At 68.9% G+C, this 20544-nt stretch carries 25 protein-coding genes; 8 read left to right on the top strand and 17 right to left on the bottom strand.

From position 1 onward, the window contains the following. Positions 1-90: 90 nt before the first annotated feature. From FHX32_RS22860 to FHX32_RS22845, 4 genes are read right to left on the bottom strand one after another with little or no spacing between them, the layout of a single operon-like run. Positions 91-609 carry a hypothetical protein gene (locus tag FHX32_RS22860; protein ID WP_167186970.1) on the bottom strand — a complete coding sequence of 173 codons (519 nt, stop codon included), beginning with the start codon at positions 607-609 and terminating at the stop codon, positions 91-93. Between the two features lie 36 nt (positions 610-645). After that, positions 646-1173 carry a hypothetical protein gene (locus tag FHX32_RS22855; RefSeq protein WP_167186967.1) on the bottom strand — a complete coding sequence of 176 codons (528 nt, stop codon included), beginning with the start codon at positions 1171-1173 and terminating at the stop codon, positions 646-648. A 13-nt stretch (positions 1174-1186) separates the two neighbouring features. Then, positions 1187-1471, bottom strand: a complete 285-nt coding sequence (locus FHX32_RS22850) for a hypothetical protein (protein WP_167186964.1) — start codon at positions 1469-1471, stop codon at positions 1187-1189. Then, positions 1417-1662, bottom strand: coding sequence for a hypothetical protein (locus FHX32_RS22845; protein ID WP_167186961.1), 246 nt, complete (start codon positions 1660-1662; stop codon positions 1417-1419). The genes FHX32_RS22850 and FHX32_RS22845 overlap by 55 nt, the downstream gene beginning before the upstream one ends. A gap of 151 nt (positions 1663-1813) precedes the next feature. Between FHX32_RS22845 and FHX32_RS22840 the strand changes: the two genes are divergently transcribed. Further along, positions 1814-2410, top strand: coding sequence for a hypothetical protein (locus tag FHX32_RS22840; RefSeq protein ID WP_167186958.1), 597 nt, complete (start codon positions 1814-1816; stop codon positions 2408-2410). 477 nt (positions 2411-2887) lie between these two features. Here the strand turns inward: FHX32_RS22840 and FHX32_RS22835 are convergent, their stop codons facing one another. Both FHX32_RS22835 and FHX32_RS22830 read right to left on the bottom strand, forming a co-directional pair. Next, entirely contained in the window at positions 2888-3601 is a 714-nt protein-coding gene (locus FHX32_RS22835; RefSeq protein ID WP_167186955.1) for a hypothetical protein, read from the bottom strand. Positions 3602-3692: 91 nt separating this feature from the next. Beyond that, positions 3693-3923 carry an MFS transporter gene (locus FHX32_RS22830; RefSeq protein ID WP_167186952.1) on the bottom strand — a complete coding sequence of 77 codons (231 nt, stop codon included), beginning with the start codon at positions 3921-3923 and terminating at the stop codon, positions 3693-3695. A 402-nt stretch (positions 3924-4325) separates the two neighbouring features. On the opposite strand from FHX32_RS22830, the gene FHX32_RS22825 reads away from it, so the two are divergent. After that, entirely contained in the window at positions 4326-5249 is a 924-nt protein-coding gene (locus FHX32_RS22825; RefSeq protein ID WP_167186949.1) for a peptidase M23, read from the top strand. A gap of 177 nt (positions 5250-5426) precedes the next feature. On the opposite strand, the gene FHX32_RS22820 is transcribed toward FHX32_RS22825, so the two are convergent. Next, complete coding sequence (locus tag FHX32_RS22820) at positions 5427-5732, bottom strand: glutaredoxin family protein (RefSeq protein WP_167186946.1); 306 nt, start codon at positions 5730-5732, stop codon at positions 5427-5429. A gap of 95 nt (positions 5733-5827) precedes the next feature. Continuing rightward, positions 5828-6109, bottom strand: coding sequence for a heavy-metal-associated domain-containing protein (locus FHX32_RS22815; protein ID WP_167186943.1), 282 nt, complete (start codon positions 6107-6109; stop codon positions 5828-5830). A gap of 423 nt (positions 6110-6532) precedes the next feature. Here FHX32_RS22815 and FHX32_RS22810 point away from each other — a divergent pair, with 423 nt between their 5' ends. Further along, complete coding sequence (locus tag FHX32_RS22810; protein WP_167186940.1) at positions 6533-7957, top strand: MFS transporter; 1425 nt, start codon at positions 6533-6535, stop codon at positions 7955-7957. 465 nt (positions 7958-8422) lie between these two features. Here FHX32_RS22810 and FHX32_RS22805 read toward each other — a convergent pair whose 3' ends face one another. Beyond that, positions 8423-8725 carry a metal-sensitive transcriptional regulator gene (locus FHX32_RS22805; RefSeq protein ID WP_167186936.1) on the bottom strand — a complete coding sequence of 101 codons (303 nt, stop codon included), beginning with the start codon at positions 8723-8725 and terminating at the stop codon, positions 8423-8425. Positions 8726-8873: 148 nt separating this feature from the next. Between FHX32_RS22805 and FHX32_RS22800 the strand changes: the two genes are divergently transcribed. Genes FHX32_RS22800 through FHX32_RS22790 form a run of 3 tightly spaced genes read left to right on the top strand, consistent with a single transcriptional unit; the run spans position 8874 to position 12364 of the window. Continuing rightward, a complete protein-coding gene (locus tag FHX32_RS22800) occupies positions 8874-9083 on the top strand; it encodes a cation transporter (protein WP_167186933.1) in 210 nt (69 codons plus the stop codon). A gap of 39 nt (positions 9084-9122) precedes the next feature. After that, positions 9123-10094, top strand: coding sequence for a DUF748 domain-containing protein (locus FHX32_RS22795; protein WP_167186930.1), 972 nt, complete (start codon positions 9123-9125; stop codon positions 10092-10094). Between the two features lie 14 nt (positions 10095-10108). Then, a complete protein-coding gene (locus tag FHX32_RS22790) occupies positions 10109-12364 on the top strand; it encodes a heavy metal translocating P-type ATPase (protein WP_167186927.1) in 2256 nt (751 codons plus the stop codon). A 147-nt stretch (positions 12365-12511) separates the two neighbouring features. On the opposite strand, the gene FHX32_RS22785 is transcribed toward FHX32_RS22790, so the two are convergent. Then, positions 12512-13084 (bottom strand): DUF305 domain-containing protein, encoded by a 573-nt coding sequence (locus FHX32_RS22785; RefSeq protein WP_167186924.1) that lies wholly within the window; start codon positions 13082-13084, stop codon positions 12512-12514. Between the two features lie 376 nt (positions 13085-13460). Beyond that, a complete protein-coding gene (locus FHX32_RS22780; protein WP_167186921.1) occupies positions 13461-14444 on the bottom strand; it encodes an NlpC/P60 family protein in 984 nt (327 codons plus the stop codon). Positions 14445-14738: 294 nt separating this feature from the next. Here FHX32_RS22780 and FHX32_RS22775 point away from each other — a divergent pair, with 294 nt between their 5' ends. Next, the gene (locus tag FHX32_RS22775) at positions 14739-15791 is read left to right on the top strand and encodes an NlpC/P60 family protein (RefSeq protein ID WP_167186918.1); all 1053 of its coding nucleotides are present in this window, start codon (positions 14739-14741) and stop codon (positions 15789-15791) included. Between the two features lie 121 nt (positions 15792-15912). Here the strand turns inward: FHX32_RS22775 and FHX32_RS22770 are convergent, their stop codons facing one another. Next, entirely contained in the window at positions 15913-16266 is a 354-nt protein-coding gene (locus FHX32_RS22770; RefSeq protein WP_167186915.1) for a hypothetical protein, read from the bottom strand. Positions 16267-16693: 427 nt separating this feature from the next. On the opposite strand from FHX32_RS22770, the gene FHX32_RS22765 reads away from it, so the two are divergent. Beyond that, positions 16694-17389: a C39 family peptidase gene (locus tag FHX32_RS22765; RefSeq protein ID WP_208419162.1), complete on the top strand. Its 696-nt coding sequence runs from the start codon at positions 16694-16696 to the stop codon at positions 17387-17389. A gap of 38 nt (positions 17390-17427) precedes the next feature. Here FHX32_RS22765 and FHX32_RS22760 read toward each other — a convergent pair whose 3' ends face one another. The 5 genes from FHX32_RS22760 to FHX32_RS22740 all read right to left on the bottom strand — a co-directional run bounded on the left by FHX32_RS22760 (position 17428) and on the right by FHX32_RS22740 (position 20513). After that, complete coding sequence (locus FHX32_RS22760; RefSeq protein WP_167186913.1) at positions 17428-17703, bottom strand: hypothetical protein; 276 nt, start codon at positions 17701-17703, stop codon at positions 17428-17430. Between the two features lie 153 nt (positions 17704-17856). Next, the gene (locus FHX32_RS22755) at positions 17857-18273 is read right to left on the bottom strand and encodes a cupin domain-containing protein (protein ID WP_167186910.1); all 417 of its coding nucleotides are present in this window, start codon (positions 18271-18273) and stop codon (positions 17857-17859) included. Positions 18274-19047: 774 nt separating this feature from the next. After that, positions 19048-19272, bottom strand: coding sequence for a hypothetical protein (locus FHX32_RS34645; protein WP_208419161.1), 225 nt, complete (start codon positions 19270-19272; stop codon positions 19048-19050). Between the two features lie 8 nt (positions 19273-19280). Beyond that, positions 19281-19460: a hypothetical protein gene (locus FHX32_RS34640; RefSeq protein WP_208419160.1), complete on the bottom strand. Its 180-nt coding sequence runs from the start codon at positions 19458-19460 to the stop codon at positions 19281-19283. 447 nt (positions 19461-19907) lie between these two features. Next, positions 19908-20513 carry a TetR/AcrR family transcriptional regulator gene (locus FHX32_RS22740; RefSeq protein WP_167186907.1) on the bottom strand — a complete coding sequence of 202 codons (606 nt, stop codon included), beginning with the start codon at positions 20511-20513 and terminating at the stop codon, positions 19908-19910. Between the last annotated feature and the right edge of the window lie 31 nt (positions 20514-20544).

Below are 20544 nucleotides of genomic sequence, written 5' to 3'. Positions count from 1 at the left end.
ACCACCAGCCGCATCATCGTCACCTCCGGCTGGACAACTCGCCCCACGCTGTCGGTCACCGCCGGGCACGTCGTCTGCGACGTCACTCGATCACCCGCCAACACATTCTCTGCGTGGAAGGCGTGCCAGGTGTTGCACCGCTGACACGGTGCCTTCAACAGCCACCCGTCGCCGTCCGGGTGCAGGTACCCGGGCAAACTCCACCGCGGCGCCTGATCGGCGGCCATCCGGGCGCGGCGCGGGCGGCATATCAGTGGGCGTCATCCGGTAGCCAGCGGCCATGATCAGACGAGCCAGGCTAAGAGCGTCACGAGGGCTGCCACCAGCGTCCCGAACGATCCTCGCCAGAGACTGCAGCTCCTCTTTCGTCGGGTGGAGGGGAGTAGGCAGCAGCGCCGGGTCGGGCTTGTCGCAGGGGCAGGAACATTCGCGGGCATGCGGATTATGGACGAGCCCGGCCACGAGGTCGGCGGCGAAGCGGATGCCGCGGACAAGGTCAGTTTCCAGCTCGAGCGGGTCAGGCTCCCCGTCGGCGCGGTCGGCGTAGTCGTTCAGGGCCTCGGCGATGCGCTGCTTGAACGCGGCGAGCAGGTACTGCTGGTGCTGCATCGGCGCACTGTAGCCGGCCGCCGCTGCGGCTGTCGGTCAGCGTGTGGTGGACCGGTGGAACAGGAAGACGATCGTCATCGAGGTGGCGAAGCTGCCCAGCGCGGCGGCGTGCAGCGTCAGGTGGACGAGCCGCGGGCCGGCGCCGGCGAGGTCCATGACCCCTTCCGCCGCGAGGAAGCCGCCGGAGGTGAAGCCCAGGGCCATGGCGATGCGCATCCGGTGCCGGTGCCAGCGGGGCCGGCGGTACCGGTCGACGGTCTGAGCGAGCAGCCACCGGAAGCCACCGCGGTCGGCGGGCAGGTCGAGACGGGTGCGGTCCCGCCACCGGCACGCCGCGTCGCACACGGTCTGGGCGGCGGCGTCACCCTCCCGCGGGTACGCCCGGACGACGGTGAGCAGCTCCAGGTCCGCGGCGGTGGTAGTTCCGGCCGCGGCCGCCTCCTCCTGGTCGGACACCGCCCAGTAGAGGGCGACGATCTGCACGTCCTCGGCGGTGGTCGGCTGGTCGGTGGCGATCTTCTGCACGACCCGCTTGGCGCGCTGCTCGACGTTTTCGATGCGCATCGGCTGACCTCGCCTACTGCGTCTGCTGGGCCCTGCGCGCCGCGGCCCGCTCCCGCCGCGCCCGGTCGGCCTGCGCTTCCTCCCGGCGCATGGCGTCCAGTCCGTCAGTCATGCCGAATGCAACCTTGCCGGCGATCTGCTCGACCGTGCCCCAGGTCGACAGGCCACCGCTGGACACCTCGGCGATCAGCTGCGTCACGGAGGCCGCCTGCACCAGCGGCGCCCAGCGGGCCAACAGGTCCATTACCTCGGGAAGAGAATCGACCTTGATGAACGGCGTTCCGCCGTTCTGGTCCACACGTCCACCGCGAACTCTGTTGCCTGACCGTCGCGGTCACGCCGCCAGGCGTTGACGTGCATGGGGGAGTGGTCGGGGTCACCGATGGTGAGGAAACGCTGCCAGCCCAGCTTGGCAAGCCCTTCCTGGTAGTCGCTGCCGGCGTCGGGATCCTCAGCGAACGGGTCGAACGTCTCGTAGGCACTCGACATGGGGTGCTCCTTCTTCATGCCTGCCGACCGGGGCGACAGCCTAGCCCCGCCGACCTGGACCCAGCCATCCCGCAGCCAGGCAGCCGAGCCGTTGCAGCCCCGTGTCAACCAGACGACAGTGTGGCGAGACGTCCTGGTACACCATGCGCCGATGCTTCCGATCATCGCGGCCGCCGAAGAACCCAAGGTCACCGACTGGATGCAAGGCTGGAGCGGCATCGCGGGGGTGGTGATCGGCCTACTCGCAGCGATCTTCACCGGACTGCTGCTGCTGTACGAGATCAGAGCAGGCCGCCGGACCGCACGCGAGGCCGCACAGGACCGCGCCGAAGCGGCGCAGGATCGGGAGTTCGCGCGCGCGGAGCGGCGGGACGCCGAGGCGCAGCAGGCGAGGACCGTGGTCATCTCCGACGTCGGACTCTCCCTCGGCGCCGACGGCACGTTCGGCCGGCTGACGCTGTTCGTCGCGAACTACGGACACGGCCCCGTCCTCGACGTGGAAGTAGACCTCATCGTCGAGCATGACAACGAGATCCACACCCGGCTCATGGCACGAGGGGTGCTGGGACCGCAAGAGCAGCTGCCATTCGACGGGATCGTGCAAGCGCCCGGCGGCGGCCCTATCCGGTTCCCGTTGACTGCAGATGTCTTAGTCGAGTCGGTGAGGATCCAGGTCACGTTTACGGATATGGCTGGAATCCGCTGGAGGCGGCGCGACAGCCAGCAGCCGGAGCGCGTCGTCGACTGAACGTCGGAGCCGACCGGGTCGCACTGGTTGAGGTGAGCCGTTACCGTCGCACGCCATGGGAGCCCTCAAGCCGTGGCACATCGCCGTAGCCACCATCTGCTGCATTCTGCCCCTTGCCCTGGCCGTCGCCGGCGGGGTTTGGGCGGTCACGAAGCGACGCCGCCCGGGCCGCTGACACTGGCGTCAGGCTCTGTGGTGCGCTGCCTCGGCAGGGTGGGTGTGTCGTCGTCCCAGTCGGCGCCGCAGAGGCCGACCACTTCCCGCTCGTGAACGTCGCACAAGTCGAGGGGTTCACCGAGACGGCGATGCTGACCGTACAGGTAGCCGCCGTGTGCGGCCCGCCAGCGGACGTGGGGTGGGAGCGTGCAGTCGGGGGCGGCGCACACCCGCGGCGCGTAGCGATGACCGAGGACGATTCGCGGCGGTGGCCCCTCCTGCTCTTCCCAGTCGATCGCCTGCGGCCGACCGGCGTGCGGCTCAGTCATCCCCGGCGGATTCACTGTCAGCCTCCTGCTCCCACATTGCCAGCGTCTTCCGCGTATGTACGGATGACCCGGGCCGGTAGGTCTGTCCGTTCAGCACCCCCTGGGCGTACTCGTACAGCTCGCCAGCGAAGCCGGTGCGGCACCCGGTCACCAGGGCATACTCCGCTACCGACTGCGGCGTGAACGCATACCCAGCCCTATGGAGCAGCTGGAGACCGCTGATCACACGTCCCCGATCCAGGTAGCCGACGATGTCTGAGAGGTGCCCTGGGGCAGTGATGGATTTGACGGCCGTGCGCACAACAGGCGAGATTGCATCCAGGTCGGGTTGCAGCGCTTCTCCCGTGAGGAGGTGCCGTGCTCGGTGAGCGCGCAGCCACGGCCGGCTGAAGCCGTCACCGTTGTCGAGAATGCATGCAGCCGTGACGCGGTCGTGGTGGCCGGCGAGCTCGTCGAGCAGCTTGGGTGTCGGCCATGGAAGCAGGACGGCACCGCCGTACCAGTGAGGGCCGTGCTGACTTCGGTCGCCCTCGATCGTCACGTCGCCGGCGGCGGCGAGCATCCCACCCCTTCGGTAGGGCGCCAGCTGTTGCACGCGGATCAGACGCCCGCCGTCTTGGCGTTGGAGCCACTTGGCGCCTTCGATCTCGCTGGTTTCGGTGACCTCCGGTAGGTAGTAGACGGGGTAAGTGATGTGCGTCTGCATGCGAAACCTTTCGGTCACAGGAACCCGTGGGTCAGCGCGCCGTGCGCGTGCGCGCAACCGACGCCTTTCGCCGGCCCACTGCCACCTCAGATCAGTCGTCAGCGGCGGGCACCTCGACGTCCCGCCAGTGCAGGTGGTTGACGATCATCCCGAGGAACTTCACGCCCTGCCACACCCCGATCCCCGTAGCCGTCGCCGCCATCGTGACCGGGATCGCCCAGTACACGCCGTGCACCGCCGGGTACAGGCCGATGAGCACCACGGCGGCGATCGCCTGCCAGCTGATGGCGGCGGAGATCGGCTTGTCGGCGGAGCGGGCCATGAGAGCTCTCCTCACATCGGTAAACGTGTGGGAGACACGGTAGATGGCGGACGCTGGGAACCGCGGTCCCGCCGCGCCGTGGGCTACCTGCGGCGGCGACGCTTCGACAGGAGCTCGCGTTCGCGCCGAGGATGCACCCGTGGCGAGACGGTGGGCCTTTAGGTGGATCGGCACATCCACCGAACGATGGAGGGCGATGATCGTGACCCGACGACGTCTCGCCGCGTGCTAACAAACCCCTATAACCCATCACATAGTGCCGCAGAGGTATGTCCGGGTTGGGATCATCGTTCCCGAATCGCACTGGTCGCGGCGGGCCGTCCATCTTCCCGGCATCGGAGTGTGGGCGGGGTCACAGAATCACATTGGGTGAGAAGGGTTTGCCCTGCTTAGCCTCGTCAAATGCGTGACGACGGCTCCCTCGACAACCGGCGAGGCCTCGACGGCTTGGCTGACCGTTCGGACGATACCCCTTCCACCGATCGGTCGGCTGCCTCTCGTGAGACCTCGGCCCTTCTCAGCCCCCACACCCGACCGGACCGAGCCTCCGGCCTAGGCTCCCTCCTGACCCGCCTCGGCACCCTCCGTAACCCGTTCGCCGGCCGGCCCGCCCGGTCCCGCGTCGCGGTGGCCACCGGTGTGGTCTGCTGCCTCGGCCTGGTGGGCCTTGCTCAGGTCGACCTTGGCGCGGCCGACGACTCTGATGTGTCCGCCAACCGTACGGAGATCGCCCAGCGGGCGGAGCAGGACGCCGCCTCACGGGGCGGCGCACGTCAGTCGGCGGCGCCAGCCGCCGACCCGGCCAACCCGGACATCGCCCCGTCCCCCGTGCAGGGCAAGCCCAAGGCTGAGCCGAAGCCGAAGCCGAAGCCGAAGCCGAGGCGGATTGCGCCGGTGGCCGGGCTGGACCGGGCGCAGATGGAAAACGCCAAGGTGATCGTCCGGACCGGCCGTGACATGGGCGTGCCTCGCCGGGGCCTGGTCATCGCGGTGGCCACTGCCATGCAGGAGAGCAACCTCTACAACTACGCCAGCGGCGTGCTGCCGGAGTCGCAGAACTACCCGCACCAGGCCATCGGCTGGGACCACGACTCCGTCGGGCTGTTCCAGCAGCGCCCGAGCACCGGCTGGGGCCCCGTGGGCCGCCTGATGGACCCCGAGTTCGCCACCCGGCAGTTCCTCACCGCCCTGCAGGAGATCCCCGGCTGGCAGGGCATGGAGCTGACCTGGGCGGCCCAAGCGGTACAGGTCTCCGCGTTTCCGTATGCGTATGCCCAGCATGAGTGGCGGGCTACTGCGGTGGTGAACGCGATCGTCGGCGGCTGACCGGACGGACTCCGAGCTGGTAGACGCGCCCTACGGCACGGGGTAGGGACTCGTGACCGCTGATCGGCCCGAGCGCTGCCCGGCGCGGACCCGACAGATCGGGCCCATGGCCGATCGCCATGGGATGGGAGAGCGGGACTCCTCGGAGAATGCCTGTCAGCGTCGGCCGGTGGATCATCACCCGTCGCGGGTGTCGGGTTCCGTTTCCCTCTGGGTGAGGTGATTCCGCAGGTCCTCATCCGTGGGTTCGACCAGGAAGGTGCCGTCGGGCCACAACAGCGTGGGGATGCGCCGGCGCCCGTGCTGCAGCCGCCGGACGAGCGTGCTGGCGTCCTTGTCCTGGTCCAGGTCGACGTACTGGTAGGTGACACCGGCAGCGTCGAGCAGGGCCCGGCTTCGTCGGACGTCCGGGCACCAGCCAGTGCCGTAGACCACGAGCCCCACGCTGGTCGGGTGGTGCTCGGAACGATCTGGACCGGTCATGTCGTCTCCTGTGCCACGGTGGTTGGCGGAAGCGGCGGCGGGCAGGGGCCGGCCGAGTCCGTCCGCGACTTTGGGCGGACTCGGCCGGCCCTGTGTCAGATGACGAGCTGGTAGCCGGCCTGCTCGACCGCGCTGCGCACGGCGGCGGTCTGCAGAGCGGCGTCGCTGGTGACGGTGACCGCGCCGTCGGTCACGTTGACCTCAACGCCGGTGACGCCGGGCAACCCGCTGATGTGCCTGCTCACGGACTTGGCGCAGCCGCCGCACGTCATTCCGGACACCGTGTAGGTGGTGCGGATGCCGTCCTGGGCGCTGGTGGCCGACCCGGCAGTGTCAACGGACGTGGCGCAACCGCAACTGGTTTCGCTGGTGCACATGGGCGATCTCCTCTAGTGATGTGTGGGGTGTAAGGCGGATCGGGGTCGGACGAGGACGCCGATGGCATCGGAGCGAGCTGACCGCACCGCGGCCTCGGCGCCCGGGGCCGCGGTCTGGGCGGCGTGGCACGCGCAGCGCCGGACGCTCATCCCGGTGACTAGAGCCTTGACGGCCGTCCGGTGCCGCGGACCCGTGCCCTGATTCGGCGTCGCTTCCGCTGGTGGTCGCCCCTTTCGTGATGCATCATGCGCCGCCAGGATCCGCCTTCCTTGCTGAAACGGAAACTACCCCAGGGGGGTATGTGTCGCAAGAGGTGGCCTGTCCGGTTGTCGTTGACGTGGATCACTTGACAAGGCATACCCCTAGGGGGTACACCTTCACCACTTACCCATACCCCCCAGGGGCATAAAGGAGTGGTTGTGATGTCTCACGGAACCAAGCGGTGGTGGGCCCTCGGCCTCATCGCGCTCGCCCAGTTCATGGTCATCATGGACACCTCGATCATCGGCGTCGCACTACCTCGGATGCAGACGGATCTTGGCTTCTCACCGGAGAACCTGTCCTGGGTGTTCAACGCCTACGTGGTCGCCTTCGGCGGCCTGCTGCTGCTCGGCGGCCGGTTGTCCGACCTGTTCGGCGCCCGCCGCATGTTCACCGCCGGCTGGCTGATCCTCCTGGTCGGCTCGGCCGCCGCGGGCCTGGCCGACAACGTCGCCGTCGAGCTGGCCGCCCGCGCCGTCCAGGGCGCCGGCGCCGCCCTGATCGCACCCTCGGCGCTGACGCTGCTGATGATGCTCTTCGGCGCCGAGCCGCGGGAGCTCACCCGGGCCCTCGCCCTCTACGGAGCTGCCGCCCCGGCCGGTGGCACCGCCGGCGTCTTCCTCGGCGGCGTCATCACCGAGTACGTCAGCTGGCCCTGGGTCTTCTACATCAACATCCCGATCGCCCTGCTCGCCGTGCTCGCCACCCCGGCGCTGATGCCGGCAGGCGGCGCGCGGCGCGGCTCCCTCGACGTCGCGGGCGCCTTGACGGTCACCGCCGGTCTCGGCGCCGCCGTGTACGCCATCGTCCGCGCCCCCGAGGTCGGCTGGGCCTCCGCCCAGACCTGGCTGGTCCTCGCCGGTGCGGTCGCCGCCCTGGTCGCGTTCGTCGCCATCCAGGCGGCGCGCCGTGAGCCGCTGATGCGGCTGTCGATCTTCCGCGCCCCGAACCTCGCCGCCGCGAACGTCGCCCAGCTCCTGCTCGGTGCGGCGTGGATTCCGATGTGGTTCTACCTGAACCTGTACCTGCAGCAGGTCCTCGGCTACAGCGCCTTCCCCAGCGGTGCCGCGCTGCTGCCGATGACCGTCCTCATCATGGTCGGGATGATCGCGGTCGCGCCGCGGGCCATCAACCGGTTCGGACCCAAGCCGATGGTGGTGACGGGACTCGCGGTCCTCGCCGTCGGCCTCGGGTGGCTCGCCCTGATCCGTCCGGATGGCACGTTCGTGGCGGACGTCCTGCCCGCCTCGCTCGTCGCGGCGCTGGGCATGTCGCTGGCCTTCATCCCGTCGCTGGGCACGGCGATCTCCAGCGCCCGGCCCGAGGAAGGCGGGCTGGCCTCCGGCATCGTCAACACCAGCTACCAGGTCGGCTCCGCTCTCGGTCTGGCCGCCATGACCGCCGTCGCCGCGTCCTACGGCGCCGACCAGCTCGGCGACCTGCCGGCCCTGACCAACGGCTACTCGGCCGCCTTCATCGGCGCCGGCGTCATCGCCGCCGCAGCAGCTGCCATCGCCGCGATCACCCTGCGCACCCGCGCACCCCACCCGGAAACCACCACCACCGAGACCGCCCGGGTCGGCTGACCTGGCTCTTCCCGCGGCGTGATCCCGCCTGACGAGTCTGTGGGGCGGTCGGCCGTCACGGCCGACCGCCCCGCAGACGGCAAGGGGAGTAGGAGGTGCCGCTCGGTATGGGAGCAGGAAAGGGCCATCCGCTCCCGTCAGGATGGCAAGCCGGCTGGTTGCGGACGACCCAACCCTCGAACGGGCCTTGGTGACGGGACCTGCCGGGTCTCGCCGTCGCCGACCCCACCCGGACCATGCCGAGGCCGATCGAGGTGTCAGCTCCGACAGACGAGCGGAATCCTGCCCCTACGGTCGCCGGCCGATTGATTCCTCTCGTCACGCATACACCCTGGGCAGCGACCAGGGGCGGCGGCACCTCTGCCGCCCACACGGTCGGTCCGCGCACTTTCTAGGCAGGTATGGCTACCGGCCAGTGCACCGACGGCCACCCGTCGGCGCGCCGGCCGGGTCACCGGTCAGGAATTAGCCGCGCTTCATGAGGCGGCCGACGGCGGCCATCATCTCGGTGGCCATCTCGTCGGCGCGGCCCTCGGCGGCGCCCTCGTGCATGCAGTGCCGGGCGTGCCCGTCGAGCAGGCCGAGGGCGACCTTGTCCAGCGCGGCCTGGATGGCGGAGATCTGGGTGAGCACGTCGATGCAGTAGCGGTCGTCGTCGACCATCTTCTCGATGCCGCGCACCTGGCCCTCGACGCGGCGCAGCCGCGCGAGCAGCTGGTCCTTGCTGGCGGTGTAGCCCCGGGTCGGGGTTGGTGTCGGTGTGGTCATGGGATCCAGGATAGCTTACCCCTCGGGGGTATGCTACGGTCCTGTTGCGGGATACCCCCTCCCCGTATTGGTTTGCTTGAGCGGTCGCACACGTCCGTTCAGCTATTACCCCCCCGGGGTATATTGTGAGGCCTGAGAGGAGCGTTCCATGACCACCACGACGTACCAGGTAAAGGGCATGACCTGTGGCCACTGCGTCAACTCGGTCAGCAGCGAGATCGGCGCGATCGCGGGCGTCAGTGACGTCCAGGTCGACCTGGCCACCGGTCAGGTCACGGTGACCAGTGAGGCGCCGCTGGACCCGGCCACCGTACGGGCCGCCGTCGACGAGGCCGGTTACGACCTCGTCGACGCCTGACAGTTCCCACCAACCCCGCAGAACCGAGGTGCCAGTCACATGAACACGGCGACGAAGCTGAGCGGTTTCGCCCTCGGCCTCGCGGCGGTGTTCGGCGCGGCGTACGGGGTCGGCAACGTAGCCGATCCCGTCGCCCCAGCCGCCGAAACCCGCCACGACAGCACCACCGGCCACGACGATGCCGGCCACGACACCGGTTCCGGCGTCGCCGAACAGATCCCGGGCGGGCTGCAGGTCTCCGACCGCGGCTACACCCTGGCCCCGGTCGCCGCCCCGGCGGGCCAGTTCGCCTTCCGGATCACCGGACCCGACGGACGCGCCGTCACCGCCTTCGACGAGGCACACGACAAGCGGATGCACCTGATCGTCACCCGGCGGGACCTTTCCGGCTTCCGGCACGTGCACCCGGAGATGGCGCCGGACGGCACCTGGCGGGTCGCCTCCCCGCTCGGCGAGCCGGGCACCTGGCGGGCGTTCGCCGACTTCACCCCAAGCGGTGGCCAGCCGCTGACCCTCGGCGTGGACGTGCCCGTCCCCGGGCCGTTCAGCCCACGTCCGCTGCCGGCGCCGGCGGCCAGCAGCACCATCGACGGGTACACGGTCACCATCGACGGCACCCTGCAGCCCGGCCGCACCGCCGAGCTGACCCTGACCGTAAGCCGCGACGGCATTCCGGTGACCGACCTTCAGCCCTACCTTGGCGCGTACGGGCACCTGGTGGCGCTGCGTCAGGGCGACCTGGCGTACCTGCACGTGCACCCGGACGGCGAGCCCGGCGACGGGCGGACCCGGCCCGGACCGCAGGTCACATTCTTCGCCGAGGTTCCATCGGCCGGCACGTACCGGCTCTTCCTCGACTTCCAACACCAGGGCACCGTCCGCACCGCGGAATTCACCCTGACCGCCGGCGACGCCCCCACCACAAGCGGGGGCACCGCCCCGGCCGGTCCCGCCACGCCACGCCTGTCGGCAACCGACGGCCACGGCGAGCCCGGCCACGCCCACAACTGAAACCGGAGCCTGTCATGACCTCACCCGCCAAGCCGCTGCGCGTCGCGCCGAACCAGATCGAACTGGCGATCGGCGGGATGACCTGCGCCTCCTGCGCCGCCCGGATCGAGAAGAAACTCAACCGCCTCGACGGCGTGACCGCCACGGTCAACTACGCCACCGAGAAGGCCACCGTCCGCTACGACGACACGGTCACGCCGCAGGACCTGATCACCACGGTCGAGAAGACCGGCTACACCGCCGCCGTGCCGCCTCCACCCACCCCGGCCGGCACTCCCGAGGCCGCCGAGCCCGTCGACGAGCTACGCGGCCTGCGTACCCGGCTCTGGGTCTCGGTTGTGCTGACCGTGCCGGTGATCCTGCTGGCCATGGTGCCGGCCTGGCAGTTCGACTACTGGCAGTGGCTGTCGCTGACCCTGGCCGCGCCGGTGGTGGTCTACGGCGGCCTGCCCTTCCACCGGGCGGCCTGGATCAACCTCCGGCACGGCGCGGCGACCATGGACACCCTCGTCTCGCTCGGCACGATCGCCGCGTTCGGCTGGTCGCTGTGGGCGCTCTTCCTCGGCACCGCCGGCATGCCGGGGATGACCCACCCGTTCAGCTTCGACATCAGCCGCACCGACGGCGCCGGCAACATCTACCTGGAGGCCGCAGCCGGGGTCACCACCTTCATCCTCGCCGGCCGCTACTTCGAGGCCCGCTCGAAGCGGACCGCCGGCGCGGCCCTGCGGGCCCTGCTCGAACTCGGCGCCCGGGACGTCGCCGTACTCCGCGACGACGTTGAGACTCGGATCCCGGTCGACCAGCTCGCGGTGGGCGACCGGTTCGTGGTCCGGCCCGGCGAGAAGATCGCCACCGACGGCGTGGTCGACGAGGGCACCTCGGCGGTCGACGCCAGCATGCTGACCGGCGAGTCCGTGCCGGTCGAGGTCGGCCCGGGCGACACCGTGGTCGGCGCCACCATCAACGCCGGCGGCCGCCTCGTCGTGACCGCCACCCGGGTCGGCGGCGACACCCAGCTGGCGCAGATGGCCCGGCTGGTCGAGCAGGCCCAAACCGGCAAGGCCGCAGTGCAGCGCCTCGCCGACCGGATCTCCGGCGTCTTCGTCCCGATCGTGATCGCGCTCGCCGTCGCCACCCTGGGCTTCTGGATCGGCAACGACAGCGGCCTGACCGCAGCGTTCACCGCCGCGGTGGCGGTACTGATCATCGCCTGCCCGTGCGCGCTGGGCCTGGCCACGCCGACCGCGCTGCTGGTCGGCACCGGCCGCGGCGCCCAGCTCGGCATCCTGATCAAGGGCCCCGAGGTGCTGGAGTCCACCAAGCGGGTGGACACCGTGGTGCTGGACAAGACCGGCACCGTCACCACGGGCAAGATGACCCTGGTCGACGTCCTGCCCGTCGACGGCCAGGACCCCGACGAACTGCTCCGGCTGGCCGGCGCGCTGGAGGCCGCCTCCGAGCACCCGATCGCTCAGGCGATCGCCGCCGGAGCGTCGCGAGCTGGCGCGCTGGCACCAGTGACCGGCTTCGCCAACGTCGAAGGGCTCGGCGTGACCGGCACCGTCGAAGGCCGCGAGGTGCTGGTGGGCCGGCTCCGGCTGCTGCGCGAGCGCGGGCTAGACGTGCCGCAGGAGGTGGAGAAGGCGGCGACCACGGCGGAGGCCGCCGGCCGGACGGCCGTGCTGGCCGGCTGGGACGGCCAAGCTCGCGGCGTCCTCGCGGTCGCCGACGTGGTCAAGCCCACCAGCCGGGCGGCGATCGCTCAACTCCGAGGCCTTGGCCTGACCCCGGTCCTCCTCACCGGCGACAACACCACCGTCGCACAGGCAGTCGCCGCCGAGGTCGGCGTTGACCAGGTGATCGCCGAGGTCCTGCCGGCCGACAAGGTCGACGTGGTCAAGCGGCTCCAGGCCGAGGGCAAGGTCGTGGCGATGGTCGGCGACGGAATCAACGACGCCGCCGCGCTCGCACAGGCCGACCTGGGCCTGGCCATGGGCACCGGCACCGACGTGGCGATCGAGGCGAGCGACCTGACCCTGGTTCGCGGCGACCTGACCGCCGCCGTGGACGCGATCCGGCTCTCCCGGCGCACCCTCGGCATCATCAAGGGCAACCTGTTCTGGGCCTTCGCCTACAACGTGGCCGCCCTGCCGCTGGCCGCGGCCGGCCTGCTCAACCCGATGATCGCCGGTGCCGCGATGGCCTTCTCCTCGGTCTTCGTGGTGGCCAACAGCCTCCGGCTGCGCCGCTTCCGCGCCGTCAGTTAAGACAACGTCGAGGCGCACCTGCCAGGCAGGTGCGCCTCGACGTGCACGCCGAAAAGGTCGTCTGACCGGTGAAACGGTCATCTCGTTCAAAGCCGCGAACCAGACCCCGGCAGCCCATCGGCAACGACGCCCCGGCAGAGCAAGGCGCTATCGCAGTTGGTCGCGCAGATTGTTCATCTCGCTAACGTCCCGGAGTTGCTCCTCGTGGATCTTCTTGGCGAGGTCCGCGGCCTCACCGCTACCGGGGGCCAATTCCATGTCCGCCATCATGATCGCCGACATGTGGTGAGCACTGAACACGTCCAACCACCCGAGGTCGAACTCCCGGCCGGACAGCGTCTGCAACTCGCTCATCTCCTGCTCGTTGAATTTCGCCAGCGGCGGCTCCGGCGGCTGCGCGGTCATGTTCCCGCCTTCGGCGACGCGTCGAAGCTCGGGCAGCTCAGCCTGCTGATTGCGCAACGAGCGCTCAGCCACCGCCTTCACTCCGGGCGTGGACGCCTTGTTCACCGCCAGCTGGGCGAGCTCGATGCCTTCCTCGTGGTGCGAGATCATCATCGCCGCGAACATGGCCGAGCCGTGCGCCGACCCCGCCGGGGCGGGCGTGCTCGGACTGGCCGTCTGGACTGCCGCGGTGACCCGCATTCCATCGCTGCATCCCCCGATGGCAATGGCCAGTGCGACGAAGCCACCGACGAGTGGGAAACGTCTCCTGCTCATGCTGCCTCCACAATGCCCGGCAAGGGCCGCTGACAAAGGACCTGGTCCGGTATCGGCGAACTACGGCCGCGGGTAGTAGGACTCTGGGCGGCAGCGCATACCCGTCCTGCCACTGCGCTAACAGGGACTCCGAGTAATTGCCGGTGGGCGACCCGTAAGGCTGGCAGACAAGAGGGCCGTCTGGATCGGGGGCCAGCAAGTCGGATATCGCAGCCGCAAGTGCGGCGACCCGGGTCGTGCCGGATACCGGCAGCAGGAAGGCGTCCCTCTGGACCGTGCCTGCGACGTAGTGGGCAAATTCAGCGGCGGCGGACCTAGCACAACGCAGTCAGGTGAGGTAGTGGGCAGGGCGGTTCGGTGAGAGGTGGCCCGGTGCTCAGGGGCGACGTGCACCCATGTACGGCATGCTGTTCAGCCGCGCCATCTTCACCGGCACCCCGGCGCGCGACGCGTGAACGAGAAGGCCGTTGCCGACATACATGCCCACGTGATGCAGGTCGCTGTAGAAGAAGACAAGATCACCCGGGCGAAGGTTCGCCCGGTCCACCGGGGTACCTTCACGCCACTGCGCGCCGGTGAAGTGTGTCAGCGTCACTCCGGCCGCTTTCCACGCATACTGGGTCAGGCCGGAGCAGTCAAAGGAGTCAGGCCCATCCGATCCCCACACATACGGCTTGCCAATTTGGGCGCAGGCGACCCGTACCGCTGTCCCGGCGGCACCGCCCGGGTCGACCGCTGGGCAGGGCCCGATCCGCAACGACGCCGTGGACGGACTCGATGCACCGCCGGATCGGGCCCGCAACTGCTCAAGCCGGTCGACCTCGGCCTGAATCACCTTGCGGCGCTCCGCAAGGTCCGCATCCAGCCGCTTCTGCTTGGTCACCAGAGCCTCGACGGCCGCACGTTGACGCACCAGGTCATCACGCAACGCCACCACATCGGCGATAGCCCGATTGCTCGACCGAGCGAAATAGTCCAGCACCGCCAGCCGGTCTGACATCGTCTGCGGATCATCGGTGGTAAGGATGGCGTTGACGTAGGAGGCAGGCCCCAGCCGGTACTGCCGCGCCGCCAGCCCACCCACCTGGCCGACGGACATCTCGACCTGCAGTTGCAGTGGCGCGATCCTCTTCTGCAGCGCTGCGGACCGGCGCCTGTTCGCCTGCAGCTCCGAGTGGACCTTGTTGTACTGCTCAATGACGGGCTCGAGCTTCTCCCACGCCGCGTCGAGCTGCCGTTCGATCTCCGCAGGTGACGGTGCGGCAGCGGCGGGCGCAGCAACACTGGCCGCGCCGGCAACACCGAGCAGCACGGCCACCACAGCAGTGACCAGCAAACGGTAACCGGGCGACCTCACCATCGCGTACCTCCCTGCCGAACGCTTCGACCACACCTCGGCTGCTTCCTGCCCGGAAAGCAGGCTGCCGCGCCTACACCACGCAGGGCAGCGACACGCCAAGTGGACGCCGACGGAACATCACCGGACGTTACACAGGCGCGGCCAAGCCGTCTACTACTGGTCGTTAGTAGAAGGCGGGAGCGGGTAGTGAACCAGCGACCAGGGCTCAGTTTCACATTCATCGCTGCGTCGCCGGCCTCGTGCTGAAGGACCTGACCGATCGCCCAGGCCTAGTTCCGAGAGGAGAAGGTGGGAATGAAACTCTGGGCGCACTCCCGTAAAAGGTTCGTCCTGCTGAATATCGCCGGTTTCGTGCTGTTGGTCGTCGCCAGTGCGGTTACCTATGTCGTGGTGCGGCCAGCACCCGAGGACCAAATCGAGATCACGTTGGGCGGCGCGGGGGCGGCCGGAGGTCCCACACGTGGCCCCTCGGGCTACACCTACCAGCGGGCAAAGGAACCAGATCGCACGGAAATCATTGACTCGTCCGGACAACCTGTCGCGGTCATGACCGATGGCGCACGGACGGCACAGATCTACGGTCCGCTGCGGACGTTCGAGGAGCCGACCTTCACATCCGCGAAGGTCGACACCGACGTGTGGGTCCGGATCGCACCGCAGCCATGGCAGGCCGGCGCGGAAACCCAGGAATGGTTCAATGATTGGCTCTCAGCAGCCCGCCAGGACCGCTCGCCGGATGTACTGGCGATCGCCTTCGAATACGTCGACGGGGCCCCGGCCAAGAAGAACAACGATGGACAACAGTATTCGGGGGACGCATCGTTCGGACCACCGGACCCTGCGGATCCAGATGGCCGTCAGGAACGCTCCGATTTCTACGACTACCTTGGCGTCCCGTGGACCTTCCCAGACGGTAAGAGCGAGATGCCCGAGCCGCAACGCAAGTTGGCACTGGACTGCTCCGGCTTCCTCCGGATGGTCTACGGTCACCGCCTCGGGTATCCGCTGCGCGGCACGAACACACCCGGTGAGGGACTTCCGCGGCGGGCATATGCGATGGCTGAGTTTGGCCCAGGCGTGCAATTGATGCCTAATACCGGGCAGCGGGCCCGGGCCATCGACCGTCTGCTCCCCGGCGACCTGGTGTTCCTGAACGCCCAGCCGATACCCAACAACCAGATCGACCACTCGGGCATCTATCTCGGCATGGACGATGGGGGGCACCACCGGTTCATCTCCAGCCGATCCCAGACGGACGGCCCGACCATGGGCGACCTCTCTGGCGCTCCGCTGCTGGATGGCAGCGGCTACTGGCCAGACCGCTGGCTCACCGCGCGACGGATCTGACACCCGCATAGCAGGCCCTTCGGCACCGCACCTGGCCTCCAGGGAGGTCCTCGTCCTTAAGGTCAGGGCGGGTTGTGCTGGGTGAAGAACGGTCGGGCCGCTGTTGCGGCGGCCAACCGGATCAGGCAGTCAACGCCACGTTTCGGTAGACAAACCAGGGTCGCAGCCCTGAGATCGTGGTGGCGACAAGCCGTTCGACACCGGCTCTGGTGGACATTCGGTGGCCGCATCCCAGGGCGTGCAGGCAGTAGGCCGCCAGCTCGGTAGGCGGGGCGTCGTCAAGGACATGGCCTGCCACGGCCGCCTCGGTCAGCAAGTCCGCGAGGAATCCGCGCAGATGCTGCCGCGAGTCAGGCACATGAGGGCCGTGATACAGGAGCGCCGCGAGCGGGTGGTCACGTTGCGGCCGTCTGGTGCTCTCGCAGATGTCGGCGGGGCCGAGGTTGGTGCGGACGCACGTGACCAGATGATGCACGGCGTCCCTCGCTGAGCCAGCGCCGGCGCACGCAGGGTGATTCCGCGGCTCGACAACGTCGTCTCGTCCGGCATCCCGGTGCCGTACCCAGCTGCGCCTGGTGCGAGTGTCGGGTTTGGCGGGCAAAGACTCCGCCAAGCGTGCCGTCGCTGGGGAGAGCCATCGGGCGCTTCTCCGCCATTGCGGCGGATGGCGGGTGCGGCCGGATGGGGCTGCCGGAGGGCGGTGATTCTCCTCCTACTCCGCGAGGTTCGCAGTGTTTTCACGAAACTGCGCCGGGTAATCGGTGACTGAGAGCCCGGCAAGCCGGTCGTGAGGCCAGGACGCCGGGAGTGTCCGAGGCACCGACGGCGTACCGCGGGCGTTCTCTCCCCGCGGTACCGCGCCTCCGACTTTCCGGAGGCGTCAACCCGATGGGAGCTTGACGATGAAATCACGTTTCCGAAAGAGCACGCTGTCCGTTGCCCTCATGGTCACCGGTGGCGCTGTTGCCGCTCCGGCGATGGCCGCTCACGCCAGTCCGGCAGTGGACACGCCGGCCGTTACGGTGCAGCTATCGCACGAGTCGCAGCCGCCGCCGGAGCCGCCCAAACCGCCCCAGCCGCAGCCGCCTCCGGACGAAGACAACAGGGTGCTGGAGCACGACTACCAGAAGCAGCCGAACGGCTACTACTGCGCCCCGGCGGCGACCCGGATCGCCCTGTCCACGCAGGGCAAGGTCCTGAGTCAGAAGGAGGTCGCCCAGAAGTTGGGTACGACCGAGGCTGGTACGAATTCTGCCAATGACACCACCCGGGTGTTGAACGAGGTGACCGGTGGCGGCTACGAGACCACGGAGATCGGCGGAGTCAATGCCACGCCGGAGCAGGTCGACAAGCTAAGTGCCGACGTGGTTGAGGCGGTCGACGCCAAGCGGGGCGTAGTGGCCAACACCATGGGAACCGGGGTCGACACCGATGGTGAGCAGCATGTGTTCCCCGGCGGGCACTACGTGACCATCGTCGGATATGACGACGACGGCGACAGGGTGAAGGTCGCCGACCCGTACGACCCGGAGAAGCACTACTGGATGACCGACCAGAAGATGGCCAACTGGATCGCCGCCCGCGGCTACTCCAGCTAATACCCCTCGCGCCACGCGCCGCAGGCCGGGCTCCAACATCAGGGGCCCGGCCAGCGGCGTTGTCGGACGTCGACGAGTCTGCCGGGGGCCCGCGTCAGCCGCTGGTCGGTGCGCTGCCGCACCTCGGCCAGGGCCGCCCGCTGCCCCTCGTCGGCGCGCCAGACGGAGTTGTACTGCGACAATCTCCAGGGCGTACGCCTACGTTCGAGCGTGGGATGCTCGCGGGTCAGGATTGTCCGGCGAGCTTGCGTGGCGAGGTGTTGATGAGTGGTTTCGGCGCCCAGCTCGTTCTCGAGCAGACGCCGAGGGGTCAAGCGTCCTTCGCGCTCGATGGTCTGGCCCGCCCGAGCTGGAGCGCCCGCCACCAAGAGTGCAGACCTTATGGCGGCAGATCCTGGTGCTCTTCGACACCGGGATCCCCAACGCCGATCGGGTGGGCGGCCGCTCGCTCTGTGCCGGTCCACGGTTCACGCTGGTCTCGGTGCCCGCCGGTCGCGGCGACGCTCGAGTTCGTCCGCGTCCACGAAGGTAACCATCGGCGCCCCGGGCGCACCCCACATCACCACGACGAACCTGCTCGTCGCGTCCTCGAGATTGTTGGCGTCCTGGTAGTGAATCAGGTCTCCCCCCGGTTCCCAGAAGGCCTCACCTCTTCTGATGACCCGTTCGGGCTCGCCTTCGAGTTCGAACTTCATCTCCCCTTCGAGCATGTAGCCGAAGACCGGACCGGAGTGCCGGTGGGGCGGCAGACCGCGACCACCGGGCGGTATCTCGACTAGCAGCGTCGTGACCTGGGTGGGCTGCGGGACTGCCGGCGGGATCTGCTCGGACAGCGTCGTCAAGACCGAGGTGATCGGCCAGGCTGGTTGCGGTGAAGACGTCATGAATGCACGCTAGGCAAGCTCAGGTGCGGTGGCAGCCGTTTCACTGCTTCGCCCCAGCTTGGCTCCGAGCGCTGGATGCGCTGGAGGGCGTCCTGGTCCGTGGCTTCGACGCGCAGTGTCCGCGAGTCGGGGCCCGTTTGTAGGGTGCACCGCCCCAAGCCGACGTCGATGGTCCCGGTGTCGGACCATTCGACGCGCTGGATCTGAGGCCGTGCCTTGCCGTCGTGGTGCAGGCCGGGCCGGTGGCCCATATGGCCGCCTATCTGGCTGGGGTGCTTGCCCAGCTGTGTCAGGTACTGGCTCGGCCGGCCGGTCCGGGACGCGCGCTTCGGCGATCAGCATGAAGGTCCTTTCCCGGGCGCGGTGAGGGTGCACGGGGTTCAGATGCAGTCGAGGGCGGCGGCCAGCCAGGCCTGAAGGCCGTTGATGATGCCGATGGTGGCTTCAATGGCATCGTCCGCCAGCCGTCGGCGAACACGGCCCCCGGATCTCGTTCCGCATCCGCCCGCCCCACTCGCCGGGCTGCCGGTCGCCGAGGCCGAGTCTGAAGCAACGGCCGTCGGGCAGGGCGACGGAGCCCAGCCCGTTGATGAAGGCGGCGCGGCCCTGATCGTTCCGCTCAACGGAGGCTCTGCGGACCGCCGCACAACACGTAAGGGCTTTTGTACGGCGCCAGGCCCGCGACACCCCGCTCGAACTCTCAGAGGGCACCTTCGGGGGAGAAGTGGAACGGTCGGGTGGGAGGCCGGCACCCAGCTGGCCCCCACCCAGTCGTCACGGGCGAGGTGCCCGCCGGCCCCGACGCGCCTCGAGCTCCTCCGCGCTCACCGGGATGACCACCGGCTGACCGGGCACACCGAGGATCGTGGCAACGTATACGGTCTCGCCGTCGGAAAGGTTGTTAGCGCCCTGGTAGTGGATGACGTCGCCGCCCGGCTCCCAGAATGTCTCCCCGGCCTTGATGACACGCTCCGGCTCGCCCTCCAGCTCGAAGATCATCTCGCCCTTCACCACATACCCCAACCCAGGGCCGTGTGGCGGTGCGGCGGGTTACCCGGACTGCCGGGCGGCAGAGTGATCAAGACAGTCGTCGCCTCAGCATTGTCGGGTACCGGCAGATTCGGCACCGACGCAAGGACCTCCACCTTCGCCGGCAGCGGAGTCGCATTGGTGTTCTCGACGCTCACGATGAGGACCTCACCTTCCGTAGCTGTGCGAGTTGCCATCTACAGAGACAAGGCGGCACGGTGAGATCTGTGACAGACAGAACCAGCCTGTCAACCTTGGTATCCGTGATGAAGTGACCCCCTGAGACCGGACACCTCCTGAGTCGGCATCCTGTCGAGGAGGAAACCTGCTCGACAGAGCAGCTACCCCGAGGATTTCCACCGCCAGGCCGCGGCGCTGGTGCTCGACCCCGGGACGCACGACGCCGAAGATCGTCGGCAGCCGCCGGGACGTGGGCGGTTGCGGTCAGCCACGCCGATCCTCTTATGGAGGTCAAGGGGTGAGGGCGGCGAAGTCGGCGCGTAGGGCGTCGCGGACGATGTAGCGCTTGAGGCAGCGCCGGATAGGTCAACAAGCTAATTGTCGACGTGGTTGAGGCGTGACGGGGACCGGTTGGGCTGCGGTTCTCAGGTGGGGACGCGGCGTCCGGGCGGTGTGAAGGCGGCCAGGACGGTCGCTGTGATGAATGCTGCGGCCTGGTCGGGATCGAGGCGGCCGGCGGTGATTTCGTCGGCGGCAGTGTGCATCACGCTGTGCATGACGCCGACCAGCCACGAGGTGGATAGATCGCTGCGGAACACTCCGTCGTCCTGACCGCGCTTCACGAGGCCTTCGACGCGCTCGGCCGGGCCGGCGTGCAGGTCGCGGATCCGGCTTGGCGGGAGAACTGTCTGGGCCGCGAGCAGGAGGGAGCGGGACTGGTTGACCAGCAGCCAGCTGGAGTCGATCAGCCTCGTGAGTGCCTGCCGGGTGTCGCCGGTCAGGTCGACCGCGTCGAGTGCGGCGTGGCCCTGTTCGATGGCGTGGGCGAGCGCCGCCTCGACCAGGTCGGCGCGGTTCGGGAAGTGGCCGTAGAGCGTGACCCTTCCGACGCCGGCCGCCTTCGCGATCTCGCTGACGCTGGCATCGGGGTTCCGGCTCAAGGCGTTTACGGCGGCCTCGAGTATCGCTGCGATGCTGCGCTGCGCATCCGCTCGCCTGATCGGCGACTTCGCCGGCGTCGGTACCGTCACCCGATCCCCCTTGTTGAACAGTGGTGTACGA

This window comes from Micromonospora sp. CNZ280, assembly GCF_011759515.1.
Note: the sequence above shows the minus strand (reverse complement) of the source record. Positions and strands in the feature narration are given on the sequence as shown.